Genomic DNA, 22880 nt, shown 5'->3' with positions numbered 1-22880 from the left:
CGACCGAGCCGACGCAGCGCGAGAGGGAGGCAGCGATGGGCACGGACCCGATGGCCGACGACGCCTACCAGCCCACCGGAACCAACGAGGAGCAGGAGGACGCCGCGCCCCTCGACCTCCAGGACGCCGTCGACGAGCGGACCTACGACGACACGCTCGACGAGGGATACTCCCCGCCGGAGAAGCCCCTGGGCGTGACCAAGCACGGCACCACGGCCGCCGAGCAGCACGACGGCGAGACCCTCGACGAACGGCTGGCCGAGGAGGTGCCGGACGTGTCGGCACCGGACGGGGACGGCGTCGTCGACGAAGTCGACGGCGAGGGTGAACCGGTCGACCCCGAGGCGGGCACCGCCCGGGCAGGCCGTCTGGTCGCCCCGGACGAGGGCGTACGCAGCGACACCACCAAGGAGACCGTCGCGGAGGACGTCGGCATCGACGGCGGAGCCGCGGGCGCCGAGGAGGCCGCGGTGCACGTGGTCGAGGACGAGACGGAGCTGCCGGAAACCTAGGGCATCACCCCGGGAGCCCCGGCCGGGCGAGCGCGTCCGGCCGGGGCTCCCGGCGGTCAGGGCAGCAGCTTGTCGAGGGCCGAGGGGCCCTCCTCGGCCAGCTTGCGCCTGGCCCACTCCAGGTTCTGCGGGGTGACGTCCCGGCCGGCCGCCAGGACCAGGTCCTCCGGGGACACGTCCGTGCCGGTGCGGGCGTGGAGCAGGTCGTCCGGAGTGGCGCGGTCGTCGCCCGCGCGGGCTTCGGAGGGTCGGGAGGCGTCGGGCTGTGACGTCGACATGATCAGTGCTCCTCGGATCCGGATCGCTGCTTCGGTGCCGTGCTGTTGTCGGTCCCGAATATCCCGATAACACCATTCAATGCGGAATCGGCCCGCGCATCCGGAGTGCCGGCGGCGAAGGAGTGAGCACGAGGATCGTCACGTCGTCCTGCACGTCCGGGCAGAAGCGTGCGAGGTCCGCCCAGACCAGGGCGGGGAGTGCGGCCGGATCCGCTCCCTGGAAGGTGCGCAGCCGCTCCGCCAACGGGTAGAAAGCCCCGCCCGCGTCCCTCGCCTCGACCACGCCGTCCGAGGCGAGGAAGAGCCGGTCGCCGGGGCGCAGCGACACCGTGCACGCCTCGATCGAACCGGCGTCCGCGAGGCCGAGCCCGAGCGGTGTCCACGGCGAGACCTCCAGCTCCGCCGCGTCCGCGCCCCGCAGCAGCAGGGGCGGCGGGTTGCCGCACACGACGACGCGCACTTCGAGGGCGTCGGCGGAGAACTCCAGCAGCGCCGCCGTCGCGAACAGCTCGGCGTGCCGCGCGTCCGCCGAGTCCACCAGCAGCCTGCGGTCGAGACGCCCCGCCACCGCCGCCAGGTCCGGCTGGTCGAGCACCGCCTCCCGGAACGCCCCCAGCAGCGAGGCGACCGTCGAGACCGCCGACAGGCCGTGCCCCTGCACGTCCCCCATCACCGCCCGTACGCCGAAGGGGCCGTCCCGCACGTCGAAGAAGTCGCCGCCGACCAGGGTGCCGCGCTGCGCCGCCCGGTACAGCCCCGCGCACCGCACCGCCCCCACCCGCTCGGGCAGCGGCGGCACGACGGCGTGCTGCGCGGCCTCGGCCACCGTGCGCTCCAGCCCCAGCTGGGCGTCGCGGCGACTGCGCACGAAGGACACGAAGACGCTGAGCACGGCGACGAAGACGATGGTCAGCAGGTCGGCGTCGCCCGGCCGGTCGAGCTGCAGGGCCGGGATGTGCAGCAGCGCGATCACCACACCGCCCAGCACGGCGGTCGCCAGCGGGCCGTACGACAGGACGGCGAGCGGCGGGATGGCACCCAGCAGGAACCCGATCTCCAGGGGCTCGTCGCTGAGCAGGGTGGCCGCGCAGATCGCCGCGACGAGGGCCGGCGGCAGCACCCGCACCCAGCGGGGCGGCGGGGCCCCGCTCAGCCAGCTCCGCCGGTCCTCGCCCCGGCGCGGCCGCGGGGCGGACACCTTTCGCACACCCCTACGCTCCTACGCCGCCGCGCCGCCCGCACGCGGAGGGGCGGGCGGCGGACGTGGTCGGCGGGGTCCTAGAAGGCGCCGAGCGTCAGCCGGAGGCCGGTGGGCGCCGTGTCCTGGATGTAGGAGGCGAAGTCCGCCACGTCGTCGAAGGCGAAGCCGTACGCCCTGCCGTCCTCGGTGGCCGCGTGCACCGCCTTCGCGTAGTGGTTGGTCAGCGCGGTGCCGTAGAACGTCGCCGGGTCGGTCGTGGGCTGATCGGCCGAGGAGACCAGCGTGGAGCGGTTGAACCCGGCACCGAGGACCGCGGCGACGGGACCGGTCGTGCCGTCGTTGGGGGCGGCGAGGTTGCCGTCGCAGAAGAGCACGTCCCGGGTGGACGGCTTGGCGAAGGACACCTGGGCGGGCCCGTCGAAGGTCAGCCGGTCCCCGCGCACCCGGCCGGTGAAGGTCCCGGCGTTGGTGGTGATCCTGAGGTCCTTGCCGGTGTAGGTGCTCCACACCTCGTCGACGTACGGGGCGAGGTAGTCCTTGGGGAACAGACCGGCGTCCAGACCGTGGCCGGGCGCGATCACCCGGGTGTCGTCCACCACCAGCGGGGCGAACTCCTCGACCTCGCGCACCGCGTCGAAGACGGCCGTCCGGCCGCCCGGCCGTATGGTGCCGGTGGTCTGGTCCCGGGAGCCGGTCAGGCGGATGGCGAGCGGCACGCTGAACATGTCGACCATGGTGGTGTTGCAGAACATCCCGGCGGAGTTGTAGGTGAACTCCGCGCAGTCGTGCAGCACCCCGTAGTTCGGATCGGACTCGACCCAGCCCGCCGGGTACTGCAGCGCGGCGTTTCCCGCGCCGTCCTCGACGACCTTGAACTTCAGCTTCTCGCCCAGGGACACGTAGATCCGGCCGGAGAGGTGGGGCAGGTTCAGCCTGGTCTCGCCGCCGCCGGAGAGGCCGATGGCGTAGTCGGTGTAGCCGTCGGCGCCGTTGTCGGAGAGGGCCACGGGGGAGACGGTGCCCTCGGGGGTGACCCGCACCTGGCGGCCGTCCACGTTGCCGACGATGTAGACGTGCACGTCGGCGTTGCCGAAGGTACCGGTGCCGTTGACGATCGTCAGCGGCAGGCCGCCGGCGGCCTGCGCCTCGGGTGCCGCGTCGTCCGCGCCGACCTCCGCCAGGGCGTGCGGCGCCACGGCGGCGGCGACGGGGGCGGCCACGACCATGCCGCCGAGGGCGACGAGGAGCTTGCGGCGGGCGAGCGGACGCTGGTGACGAGGAGTCATGTGGGGGGTCTCCAGAATGATCGGGGCAGGACACTGCGAGAGATATGAGAGCGCTCTCACGAAGTGGGCCGATGCTATGCAGCACCGGCGGTCCGGCCAACCTCCACCCTCCGGCACCAAAGCCGTTTTCCCAGTTGGCAGTTGGGGTGACCCGGCCGCGCGGAGGAACGCTTAACCGCTGTTTAAGGCCCGTTTAATCCGGGCCCGAAAACCGGTGGCGGGACGCTCGGGGCGTCTCGTAGTCTGTGCCAGACGCCCTGAGACCGACGGAAGGAGGGCAGAGCCGTGCAGTTCACCTCGCTTTCGCGCTCCCTCCCCGTTGTCCCGGCGTACCTCGACTGACCGGGAGCGCACCACACGTACATCTCCCGGAGGAATCCGTGACCGATCTGGTCATCCGCGCGCTCGACGCGAGCGACGCCCATCTCTTCGACACCCTGCCCGACCCGCTGGGCGCCCGTGAGGGCCACCGGCGCACCCGCCACCGCCCCGACTGGAAGCGGGTCGCCCTGCGCGACGGCACCGTCGTCGCCCGGGCCGCCTGGTGGGGCGGCCCCGACGACACCCGACCCGTCACCGTCAACTGGTTCGACGTGGCCGAGGGCGAGGAGGACGCCGGAGCCGAACTCCTGCGCAGCGCGCCCTGGCAGGTCGAACTCGAACTGAACCCGCCCGGCACCTGGCGCGAGGACCCCGCCACGCGCACCGCCACCGAGGCGCGCTACGCCGCCGCGCGGGCGGCCGGGTACGAACTCCTCGTCGAACGCTTCCTGTACCGCTGGACCCCCGAGTGCGGGCTCCCCGAGCGGCCCGGCCGACTCGACTTCCGCCCGGAGCCCGACGACGCGGCCTTCTTCGACGCCCTGCGGCGCATCCACTCCGCCACCCTCGACGCCCACGCGCTGATGGACATCGCGGAGGGCGGGCTCGACCGGGCCGCACAGGCGGACCTCGACTTCTTCCACTGGTGCCCGTCGCCGCGGGAGTGGTGGCAGCTGGCATACACCGCGCAGGGCGAACTCGCGGGCATGCACATCCCCGTGCACAACCCGTCCGGCCCGTGCGTCGGCTTCATCGGCGTCCTGCCGGAACACCGCGGGCGCGGCTACGCCTACGACCTGCTGGCCGAGTGCACCCACTTCCTGGCCGAGCGGGGCGCCGAGTTCGTCGCCGCCGCGACGGACCGGGGCAACCACCCCATGGCCGCCAACTTCGCCAAGGCCGGCTACCCGGTCGTGCGGGAGAGGATCAACTTCCGCCCCACGGACGCCGGGCGCTGACCGGAGCGGACGGTCGGACCCGTCGACCGGGCCGGACGGCCGGATCGGACGACCGGGCCGGGGCGACACCGGCCTGGTGTCGACGGCGGGTGGCATGCTGACCCCGCAGGGTGATCACGACGCGGGTGCGGCGGAGGCGGTATGGGGTTCGAGGGCGAGACCTGGCACGTGCGCGGGGCGCCGGACACCGGGGGACGGGAAGGAACCGGCGCGGAGATCGGGGAGATCCTGATCGAGGAGGCCGACTTCCCCTGGCTGTCGGGGCGCTTCCGCGCCGGGCCCGCCTACGGCGCCGTACGGGACCTGTTCGTCCGCGAACTCGCCCTCGTCGAACGGGACGGCGCCGAGCACCGGGCCGAGTGGGAGGCGGTCAGCGCCGAGATCGGACGACGCGTGCGGCTGGTGTCGCCCGACGGCCAGGTCGCCGAGTTCCTGCTGCACATCGAGGGCGACCGGGCCTGGTTCCGGTGGAGCGACGAACCCTTCGAGCAGGAGCAGCGGACCAACCGCTGAGCGCGGTCACCTGCGGTCGGTCAGCAGGGCCTCGGCCTCGGCGAGGATCTCGGTCACCCGCAGCCCGAACGCGGCGTCGCACGGATGCGGGCGTCCGCCCTCCGCTGCGCTGAGCAGCGCGTCCGCCGCCCGCCGCAGCGCGGGCACCGGACCTTCCGTCGTCTCCGGGAGCAGCGTCACCCCGGCCCGGCCGCGCAGTTCCACCGTGGCACCCGCCGCTGCGGGCGGCGCCGTCAGGCTGAGCGTGAGCGTGCTGGACGCGCCGCCCGTGTGGTCGAGGACCAGGTGGACGGTGTCCCCGGGCCCCGGCGCGGCCGCCGTCACGCGCCGGGCGTCACCGAGGACCGGCAGCAGTACGGACAGGGCGTGCGGACCCACGTCCCACAGGGCGCCCTTCTCGCGCCGCCACGGCGAGGCGGCGAACGGGCTGTCGCCTTCCCCGTCCCCGAACAAGGCGCCCAGCCACTGCGCCCGTGCCGTGAACCAGCCGTCCACTGCGGCCTGTTGGTCGATCCACGCCTCGGTCTCGGGCTGGAACCGGGTGGTGAAGAAGACCACCGAGGCGACGCCGGCCGCCCGTACCGCCTCCACCACGGCCCGCCCCTGCGCCACCGTCGCCGCGAGCGGCTTGTCGAGCAGCAGATGGCACCCGGCACGCGCCGCGCGCACCGCCAGCTCGGCCTGCACGGCCGGAGGCAGCGCGACGGCGACGGCCTCCACGTCGGCCAGCAGGGCGTCGACGTCGTCGTAGGCCCGGGTGCCGTGCCGCTCCGCCAGTTCCTTGGCGGCGTCCGGGCGGCGGCCCCACACGCCCACGAAGTCCAGGTCGCCGTGCCCGGCCAGGGCGGGGGCGTGTGCCATGTCCGCCCAGGGGCCGGTGCCAAGCAGTCCGATGCGCATCCCGTCGCCTCTCCACGGTGCCGGTCCGGGAACGGGCCGGCCGACGATCCTCCATGACGGCCGGCGTGCGACACCCCGGCCGCCGTCGAGCGTGCCACACCGGCGGGCCGTGCCGACAGGGCGGAGAACGTGAGCGGCCGGGAGGCCGGTGCGTCCGGCAGCGCGGCTGGCGGAACGCGGGGGAGGGCCTGGCGGCCCTCACGTCGGCGGCCCGCCCGTGCGAAGACCGGTGATATTGCCGATCCCCCCTCCCGTCCCGCCGCTCGACAGTGGCAGCGCCAACCCATCGGCGAGGCCGCCCGGCGGATGTCCCGGGACGCGACCCCACGCGTTCCGGGCCGTGTGCGATCACCGGCCGACCGCTCGCCACGACCGAGAGGACCACCCCTCGTGCAGCAGAACCCCCACACCCACGCCGCCCCCGGGGCCTCACGCCCCGCCTTCCGCGGCGCCCGGCGGCGCCTCGCCGGCCTGACGGCCGCCGTGGCCGCGGTCGTCGCGCTCTCCACCCTCACCAGCCCGGGCGCCCAGGCCGCCGACAACCCGTACGAGCGCGGCCCGGCGCCCACCGAGTCGAGCATCGAGGCGCTGCGCGGCCCCTACTCCGTGGCCGACACCAGCGTCTCCTCCCTCGCGGTCACCGGCTTCGGCGGCGGCACCATCTACTACCCGACCAGCACGAGCGACGGCACGTTCGGCGCCGTCGCGATCGCGCCCGGCTTCACCGCGTACCAGTCCTCCATGGCCTGGCTCGGACCGCGGCTGGCCTCCCAGGGCTTCGTCGTGTTCACCATCGACACCAACACGACGCTGGACCAGCCCGACTCACGCGGCCGGCAGCTGCTGGCCGCCCTGGACTATCTCACCGAGCGCAGCTCCGTCCGCGGCCGGATCGACAGCAGCCGCCTCGGGGTCATGGGCCACTCCATGGGCGGCGGCGGCACCCTGGAGGCCGCCAAGTCCCGGCCGTCGCTCCAGGCGGCGATCCCCCTCACGCCCTGGAACCTGGACAAGAGCTGGCCCGAGGTCAGCACCCCGACGCTGATCGTGGGGGCCGACGGCGACACGATCGCCCCCGTGGCCTCGCACGCCGAGCCGTTCTACTCCACCCTGCCCTCCGCGACCGACCGGGCCTACCTGGAGCTGAACGGGGCGACGCACTTCTCGCCCAACCTGTCCAACACGACGATCGCGAAGTACAGCGTTTCCTGGCTCAAGCGGTTCATCGACAACGACACCCGCTACGAGCAGTTCCTGTGCCCGCTGCCCCGGCCGAGTCTGACCATCGAGGAGTACCGGGGCAACTGCCCGCACGGTTCCTGACCCCCAACCGCTGTGCCGGCGCACGACCGGGGCCGGGGCCCCTTGGGCGCCGGCACAGTGCCCCAGCCGCCCGCCCGGGCGTCCCACCGCAGGTGACGGCGCGGATGCCCGGGCGGGCGCGGGCGGATCGGTGCCTTCCGCCTCCGGTTACGCGCGCGTAACCTCCCGAAAATGACCGGAGAGACGACCGTACGTACGGCCGTGCGGATCCACGGCCGGAGCACTCAACGCAAGGCGCTGCGCGCGCTCCTGGACGCGCTGCCCCACCACGGCGGCCACCTTCTCGTGGCCGGCGAACCCGGGCTCGGCCGCACCACTCTGCTCCGCTGGGCCGCCCGCTCCTACCGGGCCGGGCCCGTACTCCACCTCGGTCCCGGCCCCGACGGAGGCGCCCACGTCACCGTCGAACAACTGCTCGACACCCTGCGGGCGGCGTCCGCCGCGGCGCCCGTGCTGGTGTGCGCGGACGACGCCCACCTGTGGGACGCGCCGGCACGGACCGCGCTCGGCCGCGCGGTGCGGCGCCTGAGCACCGCCGACCGGGTCGGCCTGCTGCTCTCCGTCGCCTCGGACCGCGCCGTCGCCCCGGAGTTCGCCCGGCTGCCCGTCGTCCACCTGGACCCGCTGGCCCCGTCCGGGGCCGCCGCCCTGCTCGACGACGCGACCGACGGCGTCGCCGCCCCGGCCGTCCGCGAGCAGCTCCTGGCCGAGGCCGAGGGGAACCCCGCCCTCATCGTCGCGCTCGTGCGCCGGCTGTCACCCGCCGAGCTGCGCGGGCACCGGCCGCTGCCCCGTCCGCTGGCCGACGCGGCGGCCCTCGCCGAGGTAGCGGGCGGCGCGCCGAGCGGCTCGTCCGCCCACGCACGGGACCTGCTGCTGACGGTGGCGGCGGCCGGACAGACCGAGGACGGCACGGACGTCGACGCCGGACTGGTCCACGACGCGCTGCGGCACCTGCGGCCGGAACCGGGGCCCGGGCCGCATGCGGAACCAGGATTCGGCCCCCGTGCGGACGCGGAACCGGGACCCGGCCCCGGTGCGGAACCGGGACCCGACCGCCGTGTGGAACCAGGATTCGGCCCTCGTGTGGAACCAGGACCCGGCCCCCGTGCGGAACCGCTGCCCGAGCACCTCGTCCTGGCCGGTGACCGGCTCCGCTTCCGCAGTCCGCTGGTCCGCCGTACGGTGCACGCCACCGCCACCCCCGAGCGGCGCCGCGCCGTGCACCGGGCGCTGGCCGAGGCGCTGGAGACCGGCGGGCACCGGCTCACCGGTCTGCTGCACCGCTCGTGGTCCCTGGGCGGCCCGGGGCCCGCGTCCGCCTCGGCGGACCGGATCGCCGCCGTGGCGGACCGGCTCGCGGTGGTGGCGGCCGACGGCGCGGTGCCCGCCTCGCACCGGCTGCGCGCGACCGCGTACGCCCGTGCCGCCGAGTTGACGGCCGACGGCGCGCGGCGGGCCGAGCGGTACATCGCCGCGGCCGAGCAGGCCCTGCTCGCCGGGCGCCCCGACCGGGCCCGCCCCCTACTCGCCGCGGCCCGTGACAGCGCCGCGCCCGCCGCAGTGCGCGGGCGGGCCGAGTTGGTGCGCGGCGTCACGGAACTGCGGGACGGTCCGGTCGGCGACGCCCACCAGTCCCTGCTGCTGGCCGCGTCCCTGCTCGCCGCGGACGCGCCCGCCGACGCCGCGGCCGCCGCACTGGCCGCCGCCGACGCGGCCTGGGCCGCGGGTGACCTGCCGGCGTGCCTGGCCACGCTCGCCCCCGAACCGCCGCACCGGCCGGAGAATCCGGCACCCGGGAGCGACGGGCCCGCCGACGCCCGCGGTGCCGCGGCGCACCCCGCTGCCGTCGTACACGACCACCGCGTCGGCATGCGGGCGCTGCTCGAAGGACGGCTCGACCGGGCCGGGGCACCGCTCGGGCAGGTGGTCGAGCGGGGCAGGACCGAGGACCGGCCGCAGACGCTGCTGCGCTCCGCGGCTGCCGCACTGCTGCTCGGCGACGTGGACGCCGCCCGCAGCGGCGGGGCCCGGGCCCTGGCCGCCGCCCGGCAGCTCGGGTCCGACACGCTGGTGCCTCAGGCGCTGGAGTACCTCGCCTACGCCGAACTGCGGGCCGGCCGGCACCCACAGGCCCGTACCCACGCGGAGGAGGGGCTGCGCACCGCGCTGCGGACCGGGCAGCGCAACACGGCGGCCCACCACCGGGCGGTGCTGGCGCTCGCCGCGTCGATCGAGGAGGAACCGGACGTCGTCGCCCGGCACGTCACGGCCGCGCTGGACACCGCCCGCCGGCACGGACTCGCCCAGGCGGCCACCCTCGCCCAGTGGGCGGCGGCCCGCGCCGACCTCGGCCGGGGGCGCCCCTACGACGCCGCCGACCGGCTCGGCCTGCTGGTCCTGCCCGGGCCCGCCCGGGGCCACTTCGCGGTGTGGCGGCTGGCCGTGCCCTGCTTCGTGGAGGCCGCGGTGCTCGCCGGACGCCAAGAGGACGCCCGTGCGGTGCTCACGGACTTCGCCGACTGGGCGGCGTTCGGCGCCGACCCGCAGGCCGCCGCCCAACTGGCCCGCTGCCACGCCCTCCTCGCCCCCGGGGAGCACGCCGACGCCCTCTACCGCCGCGCCCTCGACCGGCACGACGAGGCGGGCGGCGACTTCGAGCGGGCCCGCACCGCACTGCTGTACGGCAAGTGGCTGCGCCGGCGCCGCAGACCGCGCGAGGCCCGAGGGCGGCTCGGCACCGCGCTGGCCGGCTTCGAGCGCTGCGGAGCCGGTGTCTGGGCCGCACAGGCACGCGACGAACTGCGCGCCCTCGGGGCGGCCCCGCAGGGCACCGGCACCGGAGCACCGGCCCGCCTCGGCCTCCTGACCCCGCAGCAACTGCGCATCGCGCGGCACGTCGCCGAGGGCGCCACCAACCGGGAGGTCGCGCTGGCCCTCGGTGTGAGCACCCGCACCGTCGACTACCACCTCCGCAAGGTCTTCGCCGCCCTCGGCGTACGGTCCCGCCTGGAGCTGGCCCGCGTGGTGGGGGAGGCCGAGCAGGCCCACGAGGTCGAGGGGGCCCGAGAGACCCGCCGGGTCGGGTCGTACGAAAAGACCGGTGCAGAACACTAGGGACCGACCGGACGGTATGCCATCCTTCGGGGCAGGACGAGTCAGGGGGCAGGCCCGGCGCGGCGGGACGGCCCGTCGCGGCGCGGCGCCTCCACCAGCCCTGCCCCGGGGAGGACCGCGATGCAGCACGCCGTACGGTCACGAGCAGCGATCCGCACCGGGCTGACGCCCGTTCCACGCCCGCGGACACCCGGCGTCACGTCGTTGATCGACGCCGACGCCCTGCGTGTCCTGCACCGGGCCGCCCGCGCCCTGCTCGACGACCTGCCCGACCTGACCGACCGGCTGATAGCCCTGCTGCGGGAGCAGGAGCCCGCCTACCGTGCGGCCCTCGCCAAGGACCCCACCGCCACCTGGCAGGAGGCCCACCGCTCGCTGCGGCACAGCGTGGCCTCGCTGCTCGACCCGCGCGGCGCCCGGGACGCAGCCCGCCGCTGCTCCTGGCGGATCGGCGCCGCCCGCGCCGAGCAGGGGCTCCCGCTGGACGCCCTGCTGCACGCCTTCCGGCTGGGCGGCTCGCTGGTGTGGCAGCGGCTGGTCGAGGAGACGTCCAGGGCCGCCCCGGAGGACGTGCGGCTCCTCGTGCACGTGGCCGCCGACGTGTGGAACTTCGTCGACGAGCACTGCACCCTCGTCGCGGACGCCTACCGGCAGACCGAGTGGCAGATCGGCCGGCGCCGCGAGAACCGGGCCCGGCTGCTGGCGGCAGGGCTGCTCGACGGCACCGGCCGCATCGCCGACCTGCCCGAGGCAGCGCGGGTCCTCGGCCTCCCGGAACAGGGCCGGTATGCCGTCGTCGCAGTCACCGGCGGGCCGCCGGCCCGGTCCGCGGCCGCCCGCGCCGCCGCCGTACCGGCCGGGAGCCGTGTCCACTGGCACGCCGGGGCGGAGGCCGACTACGGCATCGTCCTGGTCGACGCCCACGAGGGGCTCCCGGACCCGCACGAGCCCGGCACCCCGCCCCCCGTCCCCGTCCCGGGCCTGCGCATCGGTGTCGGCAGCCCGGTCGACGGACTCGCCGCCGTCGGGGAGGCCCGAAGGCTCGCGGACACCGCCCTGGCCATCTGCCCCGCGGCGGGCGGCACCGTGCGACTCGCCGACCAGCTTCCCGCCGCCCTGGTCGTCTCCAGCCCCGAGCTGGGCCGGGCCCTCGCCGAGAAGGTGCTCGGCCCGCTGCTCCGCCTGGAGCCCGCCGACCGCGAGGTGCTCCTCGACACGCTCACCACGTGGCTCGACTGCGACGGTTCGGCCCAGCGCGCCGGTGAGCGCCTCTACTGCCACCGCAACACGGTCCTCAACCGCCTCCGCCGCTGCGAACAACTCACCGGCCGCTCCCTGGCCCGCCCGGCCGACGTCGTCGAGTTCAGCCTGGCCCTGACGGCCCGCCGGGTCCTGCACGACTGAGCCGGGCGACGGTCGCCGGGTCCGGTGCGTCTGCCGGGCGGCCGTGGAGGTGCGGGGGCCCCGCAAGCCCGGGGCTGCCGGGGTGAGGAACGTCTGCCGGGGTTTGCGGGGCTCCGGAGCCCCGCAAGCCCGGGTCGGGGCTTCCCGCTGATCGGGCGGGGCGCCTGCCGGGGCGCGGCGGCTCGCCTGGCGACGGTCGCCGGGTCCGGTGCGTCTGCCGGGGCGCCGTGGAGGCGCGGGACCCTCGCACGCCCGGGGCCGTTGGGTACGGAACGTCTGCCGGGGCTTCGGGGCTCCCGAGCCCCGCAAGCCCGGGTCGGGGCTTCCCGCTGACCGGATGGGGCGCCTGCCGGGGCGCAGCGGCTCGCCGGGCGTCGTCCGGACTTGGTCCCATGGGCATCCGCACAGACTCGGCCGTCCCGGACTGGGACACCGCAGCGGCCCTGCCCGGGACCCCTGTACGGCCCCCGCCGCCCGTGCTGTCGTGAGCTCCCCCCTTCACCCGTCACCGTGCCGTTTCGGCCCGGTCCCAAGGAGCCGCGATGCCCGCAGCACCACCGGACGGTGCGCCCGCGCTGCACGTCGAGAGCCTCGACGTGACGTACGGGCGCGCACTGTCCGCCCTCCGCTCCGTGTCCCTGACCGTCCCGCACGGCGCCGTCGTCGCCCTGCTCGGAGCCAACGGCGCCGGCAAGACGACGCTGCTGCGGGCCGTGTCGGGCACCCTGCGCCTGCACCGCGGCGCGATCACGGCCGGCCGGGTCCGCTACGGCGACACGATCCTGGACGGCCGGGACCCGGTCGCCGCCGTACGCGCCGGAGTCGTCCAGGTGCCCGAGGGCAGGCGGGTCTTCGCCGGACTCACCGTCGACGAGAACCTGCGGGCCGGCGGGCTCGGCCTCAACCGGCGGGCCCCCGCCCAGGTCCGCGAGGCCAGGGAGCGGGTCTTCACCCTGTTCCCACGACTCGCCGAGCGCACCCGCCAGGCGGCCGGACTGCTGTCCGGCGGGGAGCAGCAGATGCTGGCCATCGGCCGCGCCCTGATGGCCGCCCCCCGCCTGCTCCTCCTCGACGAGCCCTCGCTCGGGCTCGCCCCGATGATGGTCGACCGCATCGCCGAGGTCGTCCGCGAGATCAATGCCCAGGGCACCGCGGTCCTCCTCGTCGAACAGAACGCGGGCATGGCGCTGTCGCTCGCCGAGCACGCCCACGTCCTGGAGGTCGGCGAGATCCGGCTCTCCGGCGACGCCGCCGACCTGGCGCGGACGGACGCCGTACGCCGCCTCTACCTCGGCGAGGCCACCGAGGGCGCCGAGATCACCGAGGGCGCCGACGGCAAGGGGGCCGCGTGACCACCCCCGCCACCGCACCGCCCGCGCTCGACGTGCGCGGCGTGACCGTGCGCTTCGCCGGTCTCCTCGCCCTCGACGACGTCTCCTTCACCGTCGCCCCCGGCACCGTGCACGCCGTCATCGGCCCCAACGGCGCCGGCAAGTCCACCTGTTTCAACGTCCTGTCCGGCCTGTACCGCCCCACCGCCGGCTCCGTACGGCTCGGCGCCGCGGAGCTGACCCGGCTCGCCCCGCACCGGATCGCCGCCCTGGGCGTCGCCCGCACGTTCCAGAACATCGTCACTACCCAGGGCACCGTCGCCGACAACCTCATGCTCGGCCGGCACGCCCTGTCCCACGCCGGTTTCGCCGCCAGCGCCCTGCGTCTGCCGCGCGCCGTGCGCGAACAGCGCGAGCACCTCGCCAAGGCCCGCGAGATCGCCGAACTCACCGGCCTCGGCGCCCACTTCGACTCACCCGTCGCGCTGCTGTCGTACGGCGACCGAAAGCGCGTCGAACTCGCCCGCGCCCTCTGTCTGGAGCCCCGTGTCCTGCTGCTCGACGAACCCGTGGCCGGCATGAACGCCGCCGAACGCATCCGCATGACCGAGGTCGTCCGGGAGATCCGCGCCGAACTCGGCCTCTCCGTCGTGCTGGTCGAGCACGACATGGGCCTGGTCATGCGGCTCGCCGACGAGGTCACCGTCCTCGACTTCGGCCGGGCCATCGCCCACGGCACCCCGGGCGAGGTCCGGCGCGACCCCGAGGTGCTGCGCGCCTACCTCGGCACCACCACGGGGGAGGACGCGGCATGACCGGCTTCCTCGACAGTCTCCTCAACGGGCTGGCCCTGGGCTCCGTGTACGCCCTGATCGCCCTCGGCTTCGTCACCATCTTCAAGGCATCCGGTGTCCTGAGCTTCACCCACGGCTCGCTGCTGCTGCTCGGCGGATACCTCGTCGCCGTCCTCCACGACGACATCGGCTTCGCCGGGGCGCTGGCCGTCGCGGTCCTCGTGACGGCGGCCGTGGCCGGGGCGCTTGACCGGCTGGTGCTGCAACGCGTCGGCGGGACCGACCCGCACGCCGCCCACGTCCAGACCATCGTCACCATCGGCATCGACATCGTCCTGGTCACCGACCTCGCCCGGCGCATCGGCGGCGACCTGCTGCCGCTCGGCGACCCCTGGGGCTCCGCCGTGACCGACCTCGGCCCGGTGACCGTGGCCGACAGCCGCATCGCCGCGATCCTGGTGTCCGCCGTCGCCATCGGCGGCGCCTTCGCCCTCTTCCGGTTCACGCCCTGGGGCCTGTCGCTGCGCGCCGCGGCGGAGGACCGCGAGGCCGCCGCCCTCATGGGCGTACGGCTCACCCGCGTACGCACCGTCGCCTGGTGCCTGGCCGGCGCCCTCGCCGCCCTCGCCGCCGTCTTCCTGGTCGCCTTCCCGGCGCCCGGCCTCGAACGCACCACCGGGCAGATCGCGCTGAAGGCATTCCCCGCCGCCATCCTCGGCGGGATGACCTCCCCGGTCGGTGCCCTGGTCGGCAGCATGCTGATCGGCCTCACCGAGGCGTTCGTCGCCGGCTACCAGTCCGACCTGCACGTCCTCGGCGAGGGCTTCGGCGACGTCGCGCCGTACGCCGTGATGGTGCTCGTCCTGCTGGTGCGTCCCGCCGGACTCTTCGCGGCGAAGGGAGCGGCCCGTGTCTGACCTGCGACCCCTTCTCCTCAGGCGCGGCCCGCTCCTGCTGACCGCCCTGCTCCTGTGCGCCCTGCCCTTCTACCTGGACGCCTTCTGGCTGCGCATCGGCCTGTTCTCCATGGCCGCGGCCATCGGCGCCGTCGGGCTCGGTCTGCTCAGCGGCACGGCCGGGCAGCTCTCCCTCGGGCACGCCTTCTTCCTGGCCGTGGGCGCCTACGGGTACGTCTGGCTGGCGGGCGAGCCAGGGCCCGGGCTGCCGCCCGCCGTCGCCGCCGTCCTCGCCGTCCTGCTCGCCGGGGCGGCGGGCGGGCTGTTCAGCCCCGTCGCCGGACGCGTGAAGGGCATCTACCTCGGCGTCGCCACCCTCGCCCTGGTCTTCCTCGGCCACCACGTCCTGCTCACCGCGGATTCCGTCACCGGCGGATTCAACGGCCGCTCGGTGCCGCCGCTCGAGCTGGGCGGCTTCACCTTCGCCGAGTCCGATCCGGAACTGACCGTCCTGGGCGTGCCGTTCGGCGCCGAGGAACGGCTCTGGTACCTGGGCCTCGTGCTGTTCGCCGTCACCTGGTTCACCGCGCGCGGACTGCTGCGCGGACGTCCCGGACGGGCCCTGGTGGCGCTGCGCGACAGCGAGACCGCCGCGTCCGTCATGGGCGTGCACGTGGCCCGGTACCGCTCGACCGCGTTCGTCGTCTCCTCGATGTACGCGGGCCTCGCCGGCGTACTGCTCGCGCTCTCCTTCCGCCGCGTGGTGCCCGACTACTTCTCCCTCGCCCTCTCCGTCGACTACCTCGCCATGATCGTCATCGGCGGCCTCGGCTCGGTGGCCGGAGCCACCGCCGGAGCCGTCTTCGTCACCGCGCTGCCCCTGCTGATGACCCGCTACGCCGACCAGCTGCCCCTGGTGGCGGCGCCCGGGTCCGGCGGCGGCTCGATCGGCCCGACCGAGGCGTCCCGCTACCTCTACGGCGCGGCGATCGTCCTGATCCTCCTCTTCGCCCCCGACGGCCTGCACGGACTGGCCCGCCGCACCCGGGCCCGCCTGCGCCGCCGCCCGTCCGTCACCGGCCCGCCCGGTTCCGGGCCCTCGCCCGCACCCGGGCGGGCCGGCTCCGACGCCGCTTCCGACACCACCGCACGAGCCAAGGAGCACACTCCGTGAACGTCACGCACCCCAGGCCCCGCACCACCCGGACCGCCGCCCTGGCCGCGGCGCTGGCCGCCGTGCTGCTCGCGGGCACCGCCTGCAGCTCCAAGGCGGACGGCGGGAGCACCGACGACGCCGCCGACGGCGTCAAGTCCGGCCCCGGAGTCACCGAGAAGACCATCAGACTCGGCGCACTGACCGACCTCACCGGCCCCTACGCCACCCTGGGCAAGAGCATCGTGCAGGCCCAGCAGATGTGGGCCGACGAGACCAACGCCGCGGGCGGCATCTGCGGACGCCAGGTGGAGATCGTCGTCAAGGACCACGGCTACGACGTGCAGAAGGCGGTCACCGCCTACGCCGACATCGCGCCGAACGTCGTCGCCCTGCCCCAGGTCATCGGCTCCCCGGTGGTCGCCGCCCTGCTCGACGACATCGAGCGGGACCACATGCTGACCTTCCCGCAGGCGTGGGCGGCCAGCCTGCTCGGCCGGGACTCCGTACAGGTCCTCGGCACCACCTACGACCTGGACATGATCGCCGCCGTCGACTTCCTCACCCGCACCAAGAAGATCGCCAAGGGCGACACGATCGGCCACGTCTACTTCGAGGGCGACTACGGCGCCAACGCGCTGGAGGGCTCCGAGTGGGCCGCCGAGGAGGCGGGCATGAAGGTCGCCGGGCAGAAGATCAAGGCCACGGACACCGACCTGACCGCGCAGGTGTCCGCGCTGAGCAAGGCCGGGGCGAAGGCGATCCTGATCAGCGCGGGCCCCGCCCAGACCGCCTCCCTCGCGGGAGTGGCCGCCGCCCGCGGCCTGAAGGTGCCGATCGTCACCAGCGCGCCCGGCTACGCGCCGCAGCTGCTGAAGACGCCCGCGGCGCCGGCGCTGGAGGCCATGGTCCACGTCGTCAGCGCCGCACCGGCGGTCAGCTCCGACCTGCCGGGGGTCAAGAAGATGGTCGCCTCCTACCAGAAGGCGTACCCGGGCGAGCCCGTCGACTCCGGCGTGCTGTCCGGATACAACGCCGCCCAGCTGACGGGCGCCGACCTGAAGAAGGCATGCGAGGGCGGCAGCCTCGCCCGCCAGGACGTGGTCAAGGCGCACCGTTCGCAGAAGAACGCCGACACCGGACTCGGCACCCCGCAGGACTTCACCCTGGTGACCGCGCCGGCCAGCCGGTCCACGTACGTGCTGAAGCCCGACGCCAAGGCGGTCGGCGGCCTGGTCGGCGTGGAGGAGGCCCACAAGGCGCCCGGAGTGGACGCCTACCTGGCCGGGCGCGGCTGACCTGATCGAGTGGCCGTCAACTGCGGTGCGCGGCAACAGGTTTGACGGCCACTTGATCCGGCCCCTGGTTTGGCTGACCACTAGGTCTTTAGGATGTACTGTCTGTCATGCCAGTCCAGTTGGCGCCGGTACGGAGCTGGGGGAACGATGCAAGCCGACAAGCAGCTGTCCACGGAGATCGACGCCAACGTGCCGACAGCGGCGCGTATGTACGACTTCTACCTGGGCGGCAAGGACAACTACGCGGCCGACCGCGCGGCCGTGGGCGAACTCGACAAGGTCGTCCCCAGCACGCGCCGGCTGGCGCTGAACAACCGGCGCTTCCTCCAGCGGGTCGTCCGCGTCCTCGCCGAGGACTACGGCATCCGTCAGTTCCTCGACCACGGCTCCGGCCTGCCCACGCAGGACAACGTGCACCAGGTCGCGCAACGCGTCGCCCCCGAGTCCCGCGTGGTCTACGTCGACAACGACCCGATGGTGCTGGTCCACGGCCGGGCGCTGCTCGACCAGAACGACCAGACCGCCGTCATACACGCCGACATGCGTGCCACGGAGGAGATCTTCTCCCACCCGGACACCCAGCGGCTGATCGACTTCTCGCAGCCGGTCGCCGTCCTGTTCAACTCGGTGTTCCACTGCATCCCGGACAGCGACACCGACGGGCCCAAGGCGGTCGTCCGCCGGGTGACCGAGCGGCTGGCGCCCGGAAGTTTCGCCGTGATGTGCCAGTTGGTCAGCGAGGACGCCGAGGTGCGGAAGTTCGTCACGGACTTCATGGACCAGGCGACGCAGGGCCACTGGGGCCGGGTGCGTGAGCCGGGGGACGTCGAGGACCTCTTCGAGGGCATGGAGATCCTGGAGCCGGGCCTCGTGGAGGTCTCCACCTGGCGTCCGGACACCGAGGTGGCGCCGCGCCAGCTCACCGACGAGTGGATCGAGTTCGGCGGTCTGGGCCGGCTGCGCTGACCGCGGAAGAACCGAGCGGATCACCGCACGACGCGGGAGGGGCCACGCACACCGTGCGCGGCCCCTCCCGCGTGCCGTGCCTACTTGTCGGGGTAGCGCATCGCCATCGTCTCGCGCAGCCGCTCCAGTGACGCGCGCGGAGTCAGCGCCTCGTCGGCCAGCCGGTCCAGCGCGACCCGGTACTGCTCGGTCTCGTCCCGGTCCTCCAGGAAGTTGGCGCTGCCGATGTGCTCCAGGTAGACCACGTCCGGCAGATCGGCGCCGCCGAAACGCAGATAGGTGACGGGGATCGCCGGCGCCGACGCGTTCGTCACGTCCAGCGGCACGATCTGCAGCGTCACATGGGGCCGCTTGGCCATCTCGACCAGGTGCTCGAGCTGCTCGCGCATGACCTCGCGGCTGCCCAGCACGCGCAGCAGGACGGACTCGTCGATGATCGCCCACAGCTGCGGCGCGTCCCCGCGGTCCAGCAACGCCGCCCGGTGCTTGCGCAGTTCGACCCGGCGCCGGACCTCGGCCGCGGGTGCGTTCGGCAGGCCGCGCTCGACCACTGCCTGGGTGTATGCCGCGGTCTGCAGCAGGCCGGGCACGTACTGGATCTCGAAGGTACGGATGGTCGCCGCGGCTTCCTGGAGGCCGACCAGGCGGTCGAACCACTCGGGCATCAGGCGCTTGTCGTACCGCTGCCACCAGCCCGGTTCGCCCGCGCGCTGCAACAGTTTGAGCAGGACCGAGGCTTCGTAGGCATCGGTGCCGTACTGCTCCAGCAGCGCACGGACGTCGTTCTCCGAAGGGGGCCTGCGGCCCTTGCCCGACTCGATGCGCGAGAGCTTCGCACCGCTGAAGCCCAGGGCGCGTGCCGCCTGGTCCTGGGAGAGGCCGGCGTCCTCGCGGAAGCCCGCCAGCTGCACGCCGACGAGCATCTTCAGGAGAGTCGGGGTCGGCTCGGCCCGGTCCAGATAGGGTTCGAGACGGGAGATGCGATGCGGCGCGGCGGACATCCTGACTCCCAGCAGACCGGCAGACTTGAAGGAAAGACTATCTCATCCCATCGGGGCCCGCCGCATCCGCCTGAAGAAATCGGGTAGTTGGCCTCCGCTTGAGTCCGCCATGCCGCCGCCACGCCGCCGCCGCGCTACACCAGGTGGCGCGCTACACCAGGTGGTCGAACTCGCCTTCCTTCGCCCCCGCCAGGAACGCGGCCACCTCAGCCGGGGTGTAGACGAGCGCGGGGCCGTCGGGGTCACGGGAGTTGCGCATCGCGATGCCTCCGTCCACGAGGGCGACCTCGACGCAGTTGCCCTCGGCGTTGCTGTGCCGACTCTTCTTCCAGCAGGCGTCCAACTGGCTGGCCTGCACTCCGTTGCGCACTGGTGGCACCGCGGTCTCCTTGCTGTTCGGGGGAGCGGACCGTGTCGTGCCGGTCCCCGAGCGCCCCCATCCGACTTTTTTCGCGCAATTTCTCGTGCAATTGCACGCGAGCGCTCTAAGCGTGGATAATAGCCGTGGCGTCAACCCCCCGGTTGAGGTCCCGTTCTGACGTCGCATCAGGGAGATGCTGTGCCGTCACCTGCGCATCCAACGCTCCGGTCGCCCGGCGAACCCGTGTCGGAGGCAGGCGCGACGAGCCGCTCCGAAGGGCTTCCGTACGCGGGGCGCCGCCCCGCCCTCGGTGGCCGCCCGACCGCCGCCGTGCTGCGCGTCGCGTGCAGCGGCGAGGGGTTCGCACGGGCTCGGGTCTTCACTCGGGACACCCTGCGCGGGTGGTCCCTCGACCACCGCGGTGACGACGCGGTGCTCGTGATCACCGAACTGATCTCCAACGCCGTGACGCACGCCGTGCCCTCGGCGGCGGCCGGCGCACCGGAGGTCAGGCTCGGACTGGCCCTGGGCCCCGCCGCCCTGACGCTGACCGTCTCCGATCCCGGGGACAACGCACCCGTGTTCAACCCGTTCAACCCGTCCGACGGCTCCGCTCTCCGGGAGCACGGACGCGGCCTGTGCATCGTCGACGCCCTCGCCGAGGAGTGGGGCTGGACCCCGCGCCCGCCGGCGGGCAAGACGGTCTGGGCCACGTTGTCGACCCGTTCCCTCACCTGACCCGACTGCCGCGGAAGGGCCCCACACCATGCGCAGCGCTCCGACACCCGAGCCGAGCATCCAGCGCACCGACCGTCACACGTCGACCGGCTCGCCCCGCTCCACCGCCCTGCTCGCCGGTCTCGACGGCGTGCCCTGGAGCGACATCCAGGACTCCACCGGTTCGGCGGCGGCCATTCCCCGGCTGCTGCGCAAGGTCGCCCGGGGCGACGCCGAGACCGCCCGCGCCGCCCTCGGCGACCTGCGGGGCCGCATCTGCCAGTACGGCTTCGTCGTCGAGCAGGCGACCGCCGCGACGGTCCCCTTCCTGTGGGAGTTGGCGCAGCGACCCCAGGTGAGCTGCCGGGCGCAGATCATCCAGCTCCTCAAGAACATCGCCGACGCCCGGCAGTGGGAGACCACGGCCACCGCCTACCCCAAGCTGCTCAACCACCGGGAGAATCCGGTGGCCTGGGAGCGCGCGGCGCGGCAGGCCGTCCGCGCCCGACGGGACGGCCTGGAGCGGCTGATGGCCGACGACGACACCGAGATCACCCGGGCCACCACCGAACTCGCCCGCACCCTCAAGGACTGAGCCCCCGCTCCGGGCGACGTGCCCCGCGCCCCGAAGACCGGGGCCCGCGCCCTCCACGGGGGAGAAGGCGCGGGTCCCCCTTCCAAGGTGCGGGACGGTGTGGCGCACTCCGGGCCGACCGGGTAGGAAAGCGCGGGAAGCAAGCGCTTTCCCCACTTGGTCACCAGGAGGACCACGCCGATGGCGTCGTCGATGGAAAAGCCGCTCGATCACCGCTACCGGGGCGAACACCCGATACGCACACTCGTCTACCTGTTCCGCGCCGACCGCCGCCGACTGGCCGGCGCGGTGGCGGTCTTCACCGTGAAGCACAGCCCGATCTGGCTGCTGCCCCTGATCACGGCCGCCATCATCGACACCGTCGTGCAGCACGGCCCGATCGCCGACCTGTGGACCAGCACCGGGATCATCATGTTCATCCTGGTGATCAACTACCCGCTGCACCTGCTGTACGTCCGCCTCCTTTACGGCAGCGTGCGCCGCATGGGCACCGCGCTGCGCTCCGCACTGTGCACGCGCATGCAGCAACTCTCCATCGGCTACCACTCGCGGGTGAGCGCGGGCGTGCTCCAGGCCAAGGTCGTCCGGGACGTGGAGACGGTGGAACAGATGGTGCAGCAGACCGCCGAGACCGGGCTCGGCGCCTTCACCGTGCTCACCGGCGGCCTCGTCATCATCGCCGTGCGCACCCCGGAGTTCCTGCCCGTCTTCCTCGTCGTCGTCCCCGCCGCCTCCGTGCTCGTGGCCCGGCTCCGAGCCCGGCTGCGCACCCACAACGAGCGCTTCCGCCACGAGGTGGAGACCCTGTCCTCGCGGGTCACGGAGATGACCCGGCTCATCCCGGTCACCCGTGCCCACGGCCTGGAGGGCAAAGCGCTGCGCCGCATGGACGGCACCCTGGACCGGCTGCTGACCTCCGGGATGCGCCTGGACCTGGTCAACGGCCGCTTCGGCTCGCTGTCCTGGGTCGTGCTCAACGTGGTCGGAGTCCTGGTACTGGCCGGCGCCGCGCTGATCTCGTACTACGACGTCTGGGGAGTCACCGCCGGCGACGTCGTCATGCTCAGCGCCTTCCTGACCACCCTCACCAACTCCACGACGACGCTGGCGGGTCTGGCCCCCGTCATCACCAAGGGCCTGGAGTCCGTCCGTTCGGTCGGCGAGGTGCTCCAGGCCCCCGAACTGGAGGACAACGAGGGCAAGAAGGAGGTGACGGCCCTGCGCGGAGCCGTCGCCTTCGAGGGCGTCGGGCACCTCTACGAGAGCGACGGGCGGCCCGCGGTCAGCGACTTCACCCTCCGCGTCGAACCGGGCGAGACCATCGCCCTGGTGGGCGCGTCCGGCGCCGGCAAGTCCACCGTCCTCAACCTGGTGATCGGCTTCCTGCGGCCGACCTCCGGCCGGCTGCTGCTGGACGGCACCGACATGAACACCCTCGACCTGCGCACGTACCGGCGCTTCGTCTCAGTGGTGCCGCAGGAGTCGATCCTGTTCGACGGCACGATCCGGGAGAACGTCGCCTACGGCATGGACGACGCCGACGAGGAGACCGTGCGCGGCGCCCTGCGCGACGCCAACGCCCTGGAGTTCGTCGACCGGTTGCCGCGCGGCCTGGACACCCTGGTCGGGGAGCACGGAGCGCGGTTGTCCGGCGGGCAGCGTCAGCGCCTGGCCATCGCCCGCGCCCTGATCCGGGACCCCCGGGTGCTGATCCTCGACGAGGCCACCTCGGCGCTGGACACCCGCTCGGAGGCGCTCGTCCAGCAGGCGCTGGCCCGGCTGCTGCGCGGGCGCACCACGTTCGTGGTGGCGCACCGGCTGTCCACCGTGCGGGGCGCGGACCGGATCGTGGTGATGGGCGACGGCCGCATCCAGGAGATCGGCACGCACGAGGAACTGCTGGCCGGGGGCGGGGCGTACACCGCACTCCACAGCGGTCAGGTGGCCTGAGCAC

The 22880-nt window shown here is 74.0% G+C and carries 21 protein-coding genes and 1 pseudogene; 16 read left to right on the top strand and 6 right to left on the bottom strand.

Annotation, left to right across the window (positions count from 1 at the left end; genetic code table 11):
* Positions 1–35: 35 nt before the first annotated feature.
* Positions 36–512 carry a DUF5709 domain-containing protein gene (locus tag IE258_RS14675; RefSeq protein WP_189743521.1) on the top strand — a complete coding sequence of 159 codons (477 nt, stop codon included), beginning with the start codon at positions 36–38 and terminating at the stop codon, positions 510–512.
* A 56-nt stretch (positions 513–568) separates the two neighbouring features.
* On the opposite strand, the gene IE258_RS14670 is transcribed toward IE258_RS14675, so the two are convergent.
* From IE258_RS14670 to IE258_RS14660, 3 genes are all read right to left on the bottom strand, one after another.
* A complete protein-coding gene (locus IE258_RS14670) occupies positions 569–790 on the bottom strand; it encodes a hypothetical protein (RefSeq protein ID WP_159330010.1) in 222 nt (73 codons plus the stop codon).
* A gap of 76 nt (positions 791–866) precedes the next feature.
* Positions 867–1997: a PP2C family protein-serine/threonine phosphatase gene (locus tag IE258_RS14665; RefSeq protein ID WP_189743519.1), complete on the bottom strand. Its 1131-nt coding sequence runs from the start codon at positions 1995–1997 to the stop codon at positions 867–869.
* 71 nt (positions 1998–2068) lie between these two features.
* Positions 2069–3277 (bottom strand): glycoside hydrolase family 64 protein, encoded by a 1209-nt coding sequence (locus IE258_RS14660; RefSeq protein WP_189743516.1) that lies wholly within the window; start codon positions 3275–3277, stop codon positions 2069–2071.
* Positions 3278–3657: 380 nt separating this feature from the next.
* Between IE258_RS14660 and IE258_RS14655 the strand changes: the two genes are divergently transcribed.
* Entirely contained in the window at positions 3658–4557 is a 900-nt protein-coding gene (locus IE258_RS14655; protein WP_189743513.1) for a GNAT family N-acetyltransferase, read from the top strand.
* A 141-nt stretch (positions 4558–4698) separates the two neighbouring features.
* Positions 4699–5070: a hypothetical protein gene (locus IE258_RS14650; RefSeq protein ID WP_189743511.1), complete on the top strand. Its 372-nt coding sequence runs from the start codon at positions 4699–4701 to the stop codon at positions 5068–5070.
* A 6-nt stretch (positions 5071–5076) separates the two neighbouring features.
* Here the strand turns inward: IE258_RS14650 and IE258_RS14645 are convergent, their stop codons facing one another.
* On the bottom strand, positions 5077–5970 hold the full coding sequence (locus tag IE258_RS14645; protein ID WP_189743509.1) for a Gfo/Idh/MocA family protein: 894 nt from the start codon (positions 5968–5970) through the stop codon (positions 5077–5079).
* 390 nt (positions 5971–6360) lie between these two features.
* Between IE258_RS14645 and bdeA the strand changes: the two genes are divergently transcribed.
* From bdeA to IE258_RS14600, 10 genes and pseudogenes are all read left to right on the top strand, one after another.
* Positions 6361–7293, top strand: coding sequence for a bis(hydroxyethyl) terephthalate hydrolase (bdeA, locus tag IE258_RS14640; protein ID WP_189743507.1), 933 nt, complete (start codon positions 6361–6363; stop codon positions 7291–7293).
* A 171-nt stretch (positions 7294–7464) separates the two neighbouring features.
* Entirely contained in the window at positions 7465–10410 is a 2946-nt protein-coding gene (locus IE258_RS14635; protein ID WP_189743505.1) for a LuxR C-terminal-related transcriptional regulator, read from the top strand.
* A 120-nt stretch (positions 10411–10530) separates the two neighbouring features.
* Positions 10531–11814: a PucR family transcriptional regulator gene (locus IE258_RS14630; protein WP_189743503.1), complete on the top strand. Its 1284-nt coding sequence runs from the start codon at positions 10531–10533 to the stop codon at positions 11812–11814.
* Positions 11815–12356: 542 nt separating this feature from the next.
* Entirely contained in the window at positions 12357–13166 is an 810-nt protein-coding gene (locus IE258_RS14625) for an ABC transporter ATP-binding protein (RefSeq protein WP_189743501.1), read from the top strand.
* 47 nt (positions 13167–13213) lie between these two features.
* Positions 13214–13660, top strand: a pseudogene (locus IE258_RS42195) (ATP-binding cassette domain-containing protein); the annotation flags it as partial.
* Positions 13661–13723: 63 nt separating this feature from the next.
* Complete coding sequence (locus IE258_RS42190) at positions 13724–13960, top strand: ABC transporter ATP-binding protein C-terminal domain-containing protein (protein ID WP_435253290.1); 237 nt, start codon at positions 13724–13726, stop codon at positions 13958–13960.
* Positions 13957–14856: a branched-chain amino acid ABC transporter permease gene (locus IE258_RS14615; RefSeq protein WP_189743497.1), complete on the top strand. Its 900-nt coding sequence runs from the start codon at positions 13957–13959 to the stop codon at positions 14854–14856. Before IE258_RS42190 ends, IE258_RS14615 begins: the two co-directional genes overlap by 4 nt.
* Positions 14849–16009, top strand: coding sequence for a branched-chain amino acid ABC transporter permease (locus IE258_RS14610; RefSeq protein WP_189743495.1), 1161 nt, complete (start codon positions 14849–14851; stop codon positions 16007–16009). The genes IE258_RS14615 and IE258_RS14610 overlap by 8 nt, the downstream gene beginning before the upstream one ends.
* Positions 16006–17286 (top strand): ABC transporter substrate-binding protein, encoded by a 1281-nt coding sequence (locus IE258_RS14605; RefSeq protein WP_189743493.1) that lies wholly within the window; start codon positions 16006–16008, stop codon positions 17284–17286. The genes IE258_RS14610 and IE258_RS14605 overlap by 4 nt, the downstream gene beginning before the upstream one ends.
* A gap of 147 nt (positions 17287–17433) precedes the next feature.
* Positions 17434–18252: an SAM-dependent methyltransferase gene (locus tag IE258_RS14600; protein ID WP_189743491.1), complete on the top strand. Its 819-nt coding sequence runs from the start codon at positions 17434–17436 to the stop codon at positions 18250–18252.
* Positions 18253–18332: 80 nt separating this feature from the next.
* On the opposite strand, the gene IE258_RS14595 is transcribed toward IE258_RS14600, so the two are convergent.
* On the bottom strand, positions 18333–19253 hold the full coding sequence (locus IE258_RS14595) for a helix-turn-helix domain-containing protein (RefSeq protein ID WP_189743489.1): 921 nt from the start codon (positions 19251–19253) through the stop codon (positions 18333–18335).
* Between the two features lie 151 nt (positions 19254–19404).
* A complete protein-coding gene (locus IE258_RS14590; protein WP_104636356.1) occupies positions 19405–19632 on the bottom strand; it encodes a DUF397 domain-containing protein in 228 nt (75 codons plus the stop codon).
* Between the two features lie 225 nt (positions 19633–19857).
* Between IE258_RS14590 and IE258_RS14585 the strand changes: the two genes are divergently transcribed.
* The 3 genes from IE258_RS14585 (at position 19858) to IE258_RS14575 (ending at position 22876) form a co-directional block, all read left to right on the top strand.
* Positions 19858–20352, top strand: coding sequence for an ATP-binding protein (locus IE258_RS14585; protein WP_373309752.1), 495 nt, complete (start codon positions 19858–19860; stop codon positions 20350–20352).
* Between the two features lie 28 nt (positions 20353–20380).
* The gene (locus tag IE258_RS14580) at positions 20381–20926 is read left to right on the top strand and encodes a hypothetical protein (protein ID WP_189743485.1); all 546 of its coding nucleotides are present in this window, start codon (positions 20381–20383) and stop codon (positions 20924–20926) included.
* Positions 20927–21106: 180 nt separating this feature from the next.
* Entirely contained in the window at positions 21107–22876 is a 1770-nt protein-coding gene (locus tag IE258_RS14575; protein ID WP_189743483.1) for an ABC transporter ATP-binding protein, read from the top strand.
* Positions 22877–22880: the final 4 nt, after the last annotated feature.

This window comes from Streptomyces tendae, from assembly GCF_014650435.1.
Taxonomy (GTDB): domain Bacteria; phylum Actinomycetota; class Actinomycetes; order Streptomycetales; family Streptomycetaceae; genus Streptomyces; species Streptomyces tendae.
The sequence above is the reverse complement of the archived record's forward strand: the minus strand, read 5'-3'. Positions and strand labels throughout refer to the sequence as shown.

Excerpts from the sequence above, each read along its gene's own strand:
- IE258_RS14635 (WP_189743505.1), top strand. The coding sequence starts at position 7,465 with ATGACCGGAGAGACGACCGTACGTACGGCCGTGCGGATCCACGGCCGG.
- IE258_RS42190 (WP_435253290.1), top strand. The coding sequence starts at position 13,724 with ATGAACGCCGCCGAACGCATCCGCATGACCGAGGTCGTCCGGGAGATC.
- IE258_RS14580 (WP_189743485.1), top strand. The coding sequence starts at position 20,381 with ATGCGCAGCGCTCCGACACCCGAGCCGAGCATCCAGCGCACCGACCGT.
- IE258_RS14645 (WP_189743509.1), bottom strand. The coding sequence starts at position 5,970 with ATGCGCATCGGACTGCTTGGCACCGGCCCCTGGGCGGACATGGCACAC.
- IE258_RS14650 (WP_189743511.1), top strand. The coding sequence starts at position 4,699 with ATGGGGTTCGAGGGCGAGACCTGGCACGTGCGCGGGGCGCCGGACACC.
- IE258_RS14660 (WP_189743516.1), bottom strand. The coding sequence starts at position 3,277 with ATGACTCCTCGTCACCAGCGTCCGCTCGCCCGCCGCAAGCTCCTCGTC.
- IE258_RS14670 (WP_159330010.1), bottom strand. The coding sequence starts at position 790 with ATGTCGACGTCACAGCCCGACGCCTCCCGACCCTCCGAAGCCCGCGCG.
- IE258_RS14600 (WP_189743491.1), top strand. The coding sequence starts at position 17,434 with ATGCAAGCCGACAAGCAGCTGTCCACGGAGATCGACGCCAACGTGCCG.
- IE258_RS14625 (WP_189743501.1), top strand. The coding sequence starts at position 12,357 with ATGCCCGCAGCACCACCGGACGGTGCGCCCGCGCTGCACGTCGAGAGC.
- IE258_RS14675 (WP_189743521.1), top strand. The coding sequence starts at position 36 with ATGGGCACGGACCCGATGGCCGACGACGCCTACCAGCCCACCGGAACC.
- IE258_RS14595 (WP_189743489.1), bottom strand. The coding sequence starts at position 19,253 with ATGTCCGCCGCGCCGCATCGCATCTCCCGTCTCGAACCCTATCTGGAC.
- IE258_RS14575 (WP_189743483.1), top strand. The coding sequence starts at position 21,107 with ATGGCGTCGTCGATGGAAAAGCCGCTCGATCACCGCTACCGGGGCGAA.
- IE258_RS14630 (WP_189743503.1), top strand. The coding sequence starts at position 10,531 with ATGCAGCACGCCGTACGGTCACGAGCAGCGATCCGCACCGGGCTGACG.
- IE258_RS14615 (WP_189743497.1), top strand. The coding sequence starts at position 13,957 with ATGACCGGCTTCCTCGACAGTCTCCTCAACGGGCTGGCCCTGGGCTCC.